6 protein-coding genes are annotated in these 5,326 nt (G+C 68.1%); all 6 read right to left on the reverse strand.

The window, feature by feature from the left end; genetic code table 11:
* On the reverse strand, positions 1-477 hold a 477-nt coding region (locus M0P34_RS13415), incomplete at its 3' end, for a DUF1007 family protein (RefSeq protein ID WP_291499997.1).
* 318 nt (positions 478-795) lie between these two features.
* Positions 796-1,620 (reverse strand): DUF4198 domain-containing protein, encoded by an 825-nt coding sequence (locus tag M0P34_RS13420; protein WP_291499999.1) that lies wholly within the window; start codon positions 1,618-1,620, stop codon positions 796-798.
* A 97-nt stretch (positions 1,621-1,717) separates the two neighbouring features.
* Positions 1,718-2,035 carry a hypothetical protein gene (locus M0P34_RS13425; protein ID WP_291500001.1) on the reverse strand — a complete coding sequence of 106 codons (318 nt, stop codon included), beginning with the start codon at positions 2,033-2,035 and terminating at the stop codon, positions 1,718-1,720.
* Positions 2,032-4,542, reverse strand: a complete 2,511-nt coding sequence (feoB, locus tag M0P34_RS13430) for a ferrous iron transport protein B (protein ID WP_291500003.1) — start codon at positions 4,540-4,542, stop codon at positions 2,032-2,034. The genes M0P34_RS13425 and feoB overlap by 4 nt, the downstream gene beginning before the upstream one ends.
* Complete coding sequence (locus M0P34_RS13435) at positions 4,543-4,761, reverse strand: ferrous iron transport protein A (protein ID WP_291500004.1); 219 nt, start codon at positions 4,759-4,761, stop codon at positions 4,543-4,545.
* A gap of 41 nt (positions 4,762-4,802) precedes the next feature.
* Positions 4,803-5,027, reverse strand: coding sequence for a FeoA family protein (locus M0P34_RS13440; protein ID WP_291500006.1), 225 nt, complete (start codon positions 5,025-5,027; stop codon positions 4,803-4,805).
* Between the last annotated feature and the right edge of the window lie 299 nt (positions 5,028-5,326).

A 5,326-nucleotide genomic window follows, 5' to 3' on the forward strand; every position in this document is an offset into this window, starting at 1 on the left:
CACGTCGGCGTAGTACTCCGGGTCGTGTACCGACAGCAGCACCCGCCGCTCCCCTGCCCCGGCGGGCACCGGGCAGGGCACGAAGAACTCGTAGATCAGCCGCCCGGCGCTGATGCGCGCGGAAAAATCGCGGACCTCCACGGTCCTGCGCGCGACCCCGTCGACCCACACGAAGGTGAACCAGTCCGAATGGCGCAGGTAATCGAAGACCTCGGCCTTGAGCACGGCCAGCTCCTGCGGGCCGAACACCCCGTCGCCGTCGCGGTCGTAGTCCTCGATGACGGTGGTGCCGAACATGTCGTCGAACAGCCAGGACAGCCGGAACCCGGCCAGCCCCTGGGCGTCGAAGACCAGCGTCGCCTGGTTGTCCATGAACACATGGGGGTGCGCCGGGGCCGGGCGCGCCGGGGCCAGGAGCAGAACCAGGGCGGCGAGAAGCGACGCAAGGAGCGCCTTGGGCGATGGAGGGCCGGTCATTGCGTGGGCGAACCTCGGGCAAGGGCCTCGGGGGCGGGCTGCGGGCCGCAAGCGCGGCCCGGGCCAGATCGCCGCCCGGGAAAACGGCTCCTGCGCCGGGGGTTCCGCCCCGCGGCGCCAGGCTGCGGGTCTGCCTACCATCCCCGGGGCCCGGGGCCAAGGAAAAACACGCCCCGCACCCGGCCCCGCCGCGCCGCCCGCCCTTGGCCCCGGGGCAGACAAAGCCCCCGCCGAAGCGGGGGCCTGTCCGTATTCCCGGGGAGTACCCGGCGTCGGTCCCGGGCACCCGGCGGCCGGACCATCCGGCGCCGGAAAGCGCTACTTCATGTCCACGGCCTTGACCCAGATCACGGCGTCCTGGGACAGTTCCTTGCCGTTGTGCTCGGTCTGCGGGCCCACGCCCAGGGCCGCGAAGCCCCACCAGCCGGCCTTGGGGATGCCGTAGGTGATGTAGCCGTCGGCGTCGGCGAAGATGGTCTGGGTGACGAAGGCGTCATGCGGGTATTCCACGATGCCGTCCTTGGACACGGCGTTGGCCTTGTAGTCGGGCATGTGGTTCAGGAACTCCACCTCGACCTCGGCGCCGGGCACGGGCTTGCCCTCGGAAAGCACCTGGGCCTTGAAGACGTTGCCGGTCCACAGGCCGTAGGGCTTGATCAGCGGCACGATCTCGCAGGGCAGGCCGGCGGGCTCGGCCCAGTTGCCGGGGATGCCGCCCACGTTGGCCACGACCTTGGTGATCTGCTGCATGTAGACGCCCTCTTCCTCCTCGAAGTAGAAGCCGGGGATGAAGACGAAGGTGTAGTCGCCCATGGAGCGGACATCCTTCTTGGGGATCAGGGCCGAGTAGCCTTTGCCCTTGGACTCGGGGTTGGCCCAGGCGATCTCCTTCAGGTAGCCCTTGAGCTCGATCTTCTGGGGCTCGGCGTCGCCGCGCTGGTACAGGGCGTAGAAGTCCTGCACGCCGCCCATGTCCATGATGTGCCCGGCCTCGGCCGGGTGGGTGAAGACGATGCGGAAGTCCATGTCGCCGCCCTTCTCCTGGGCGATCTCGGGGGTGTGCATCATCATGAAGTGCGCGCTGGCCTGCCCGGACAGGGCGAACACGGCGATCAGGGCCAGGGCCCAGGTCATCTTTTTCATCGGTTCCTCCGCTTGTTGAATTTGATCTTCGATTTCATCGACTGGGGTTTGAAAAAGGGGCCGGGCGGCCCCGCCACGTCAAACGCGCCCGCGACGCCTACTGGACGATGTTCTCGCCCTTGATGACCACCTGGTGGCCCTCACCCGCGTCGAAGGTCACGGAATAGTCGCCTTCGGGCTTGGGGAAGGAGAACTCGCTGTTGGCGTCCATCTTGCCTTCCTGGAGCACGGCACCGGCGCCGTCCTTGACGGTCATGCCCACGCCCGAGGCCGAGGAGCCGTCGGAGAAGCCGCCTTCGCAGGTGATGGTGCCGTCGCCGTTGTCGAAGCAGTCGCACAGGGGCGAATGGGCCACGGCCAGGGACGACACGAGGCAGAATGCCACGAGCAGCAGCAGGTGCTTGACGAATTTCATGATGCGATACCCTCCTTGGGTTGTCTCGTTTGCGGCCCGGAAAGCTCCCGCGCCGTTTTTTCCGGAATGAGGGCCATGCCCACCGTGGCGGCGACGCAAAGCCCGTAGAAAGCCCACATGGCCTGGACGCCGCTCAGCCCCAACAGCCGCCCGCCGGTGAAGACCAGGGTGGCCACGGCCAGGCCCAGCAGGGTCTGGTAGCCGATGGAGAACAGCATCCACTTGCTGGAGTTGGTTTGCATGCGGACCATGATGGACGCCGGGATGCAGGGCGGATACAGGGCCATGAAGAGCATCAGGGCCAGGGCGTGCAGGGGCGTGAAGCCCTCCTCGCCCGCAAGCATGCCCTGCTCCACCGAGCCGCCGCCCTCGCCGTCGATGCCGTAGATGGCGCCCAGGGTGGCGGCGCTGTTCTCCTTGGCGGCGAAGGCCGAAAGCAGGGCGATGTTGATGCGCCAGTTGAAGCCCGCCCACTGGGTCAGGGGCTCCAGGGCCCGGCCCGCCACGCCCAGGAAGCTGGCCTCGAAACGCTCGGCGCGCATGTTCCGGCGCAGTTCCTTGCGGGTGTTGATCACGCCCTTGAGGGCCCGGTTCAGGGCCTTGCCGTCCTTGCCCTCGCGGCTGACCACGGCGTAGAAGACCGGGTTGGCCTCGGCGAAGCGCGCGTTGATGGCGTCTGCCCGGGCCTGGTCGGACACGCCGCGCTTGGCGCTTTTCATGTCCTCCTCGAAGAGGACCAGGGCCAGCACGTCCTCGGGGGCGATGCGGCCCTTGAAGGAGGTCTTGTCCACCTCGGCCATGAAGGCGTCCACGGCGGCGTCGCGCCGGGCGGCGTAGTCCTCCAGCCGCTCGCGGCCGAGGTTGGGGAAGTTGATGAGCATGAACACGATTACCGCCACGGCCACGACCACGGTGACGATCTTCTTCACGAACAGCCAGATGCGCTCCAGGGCCCGGCGCAGCACCCCGCCCGCGGTGGGCAGGTGGTACGGCGGCATCTCCATGATGAACGGCGCGCTCTCGCGGCGGCGCAGCACGGTCAGCGACAGGGCCTTGGCCACGGGCAGAGCCATGAACAGGGTCACCGTGGCGATGAAGAACATGGCCATGCCGGCGTGGTCCGCGAAGTAGGCGCTGATGAGGATGAGGTACAGCGGCACCTTGGCCAGGCAGTTCATCATCGGCGCCACGAGGATGGTGGCCAGCCGGGCGCGCTCGTCGGGGATGGCCTTGGTGGCCATGACCGCCGGGATGGCGCAGCCGCCCACATACACCCCGCCCAGGATCAGCGGCAGCGTGGACTGGCCGTGCAGCCCGAAACGGCGGAAGAGCCGGTCCAGGATGAAGGCCATGCGCGGCATGTAGCCGCTGTCCTCCAGGATGGCGATGAGCGCGAAGAGCAGGAAGAAGATGGGCAGGTAGTTGAGGATGGCCGTGACGCTCTTCACCGTCCACATGCCCAGGGAGCGCAGCAGCGGGTCGTCCAGGAACCCGGCGGCGGGCAGCAGCCCCTCGGTGAAGCTCTCCAGCGAACCCCACACCGGCCAGACCTGCAAGGCCACCCAGCCGCCGAAGACGATGGAGATCTGGTACAGCCCGAGCAGGATCAACACCAGGATCACCGGCCCGGCGAAGCGATGGCAGACGAAGGAGTCGGCCTTGTCGGACAGGGTCCGGCGCTTTTCGCCCGGAACGGTGACGAAACGGCGGAAAATGTCCGCGCAGAGGCGGTGGCGGGTGAAGGCGATGTGCCGGTCGGCCGAGAGCCCGGCCTCGGTTTCGAACCGGGCGCGCAGGGCCTGCACGCGCTCCATGACCTCCGCCGCTTCGGGATGGTGGCGCGCCAGCAGGTTCGCGGCCTCGGCGTCGGCCTCCAGCAGCTTGATGGCCAGCCAGCGCGAGGGGTAGGCCCCGGCGGCCTGCGGGTCTGCGGCCACAAGGTCGCCGATCTCGGCGACGAAGGGCTCCAGGGGCCCGTAGTCCACGGCGAACGCCCTGGCGGGCCCGGCGTCGGCCAGGGCGGCGACGGCGGCCTTGAGCTGCGGGGCGCCCGAGCCTTTCTTGCCCACGGTGGGCACCACGGGCGAGCCGAAGTACTCCTGGAGCCCCCGGGCGTCCACCCCGATGCCGCGCCGCTCGGCCACGTCCATCATGTTCAGGTTGAGCACCACGGGGACGCCCATCTCGAACAGTTGCAGCGTGAGGTACAGGTTGCGCTTGAGGTTCGAGGCGTCGGCCACGTTGATGATGGCCCGGGGCTTGTCGTAGAGGATGAAGTCGCGCGCGACGCGCTCCTCCAGGGAATAGGACGTCAGGCTGTAGGTGCCGGGCAGGTCCACCAACTCCACGGGGCGGCCCTCGGCCGAAAAGCGCCCGCTCTTCTTCTCCACGGTCACGCCGGGGTAGTTGGCCACATGCTGGCGGGCCCCGGTGAGCATGTTGAACACGGTGGTCTTGCCGCAGTTGGGTTGCCCGGCAAGGGCCACAAGAAGCTTCTCCTGACTCACTTACTCCACCTCCACATGGCCTGCCTCGTCGTGGCGGATGCTCATGTGGTATCCGTCAAGTTCCAGCTCCACCGGGTCGACCAGGGGCGCGTTGCGCACGACCTGCACAGCCGCCCCCGGGAAAAATCCCAGGTCCATGAGCCTCTGGCCCAGGGCGCCGCCCGCCGTCAGGCCTTTCACGGCGCGGGTTTCCCCGGGCTTCATTTCGTTGATCGTCATGGGTTCTCCCTTGAAAGCACGTTGACCCGCGCGGGCAGGCCTTAGGCCACCAGCACCTTGCTGGCGATTCCGGCCTCCACCACAACGCGCCCCTGGCCAACGGAAACCAGCATCGGGCCGCTGCCGTTGGCCAGCACGTCCACCTCCACCCCGGGCAGCAGGCCCAGGGATTCCAGGCGCGCCAGCACCCTGGAGCCCGCGTCGATGCCCACGATGAAGGCTTTCTCGCCGGTATGCACTGTCTTGAGCGTCCTTGGGCCGGTCATGGTTCCGCCTTCCCCGCCTCGCGGCGCAGCCCGGGGCGTCTCGCCGCCGGGGTTTCGAATGCCTGAATGAAGTTGAAAATGAAAATCAACGTCTTCTTTAGGAGGCAAACCGCCCAGGCGTCAAGGGGAAAAATGCGTTCGGCAGGAGCAGGCCCGCGCCCTGCCCTGCCCTGCTCCGGCCCGCAGCCTCAGCCGCCGCGCGCCCGGCGGTCGAACCGGAAATACACCCCGCCCACCAGGGCCATGGACACCCCGGAAAAGACCAGCAGCGACTCGACGGAAACCACATCGGCCAGCGG

It is taken from the genome of Desulfocurvus sp., from assembly GCF_023230885.1.
GTDB lineage: Bacteria > Desulfobacterota > Desulfovibrionia > Desulfovibrionales > Desulfovibrionaceae > Desulfocurvus.

What these genes read in the sequence shown, in the direction of transcription:
- M0P34_RS13420 (WP_291499999.1), bottom strand. Translation starts at nt 1,620, where the DNA reads ATGAAAAAGATGACCTGGGCCCTGGCCCTGATCGCCGTGTTCGCCCTG.
- M0P34_RS13435 (WP_291500004.1), bottom strand. Translation starts at nt 4,761, where the DNA reads ATGACGATCAACGAAATGAAGCCCGGGGAAACCCGCGCCGTGAAAGGC.
- M0P34_RS13440 (WP_291500006.1), bottom strand. Translation starts at nt 5,027, where the DNA reads ATGACCGGCCCAAGGACGCTCAAGACAGTGCATACCGGCGAGAAAGCC.
- M0P34_RS13425 (WP_291500001.1), bottom strand. Translation starts at nt 2,035, where the DNA reads ATGAAATTCGTCAAGCACCTGCTGCTGCTCGTGGCATTCTGCCTCGTG.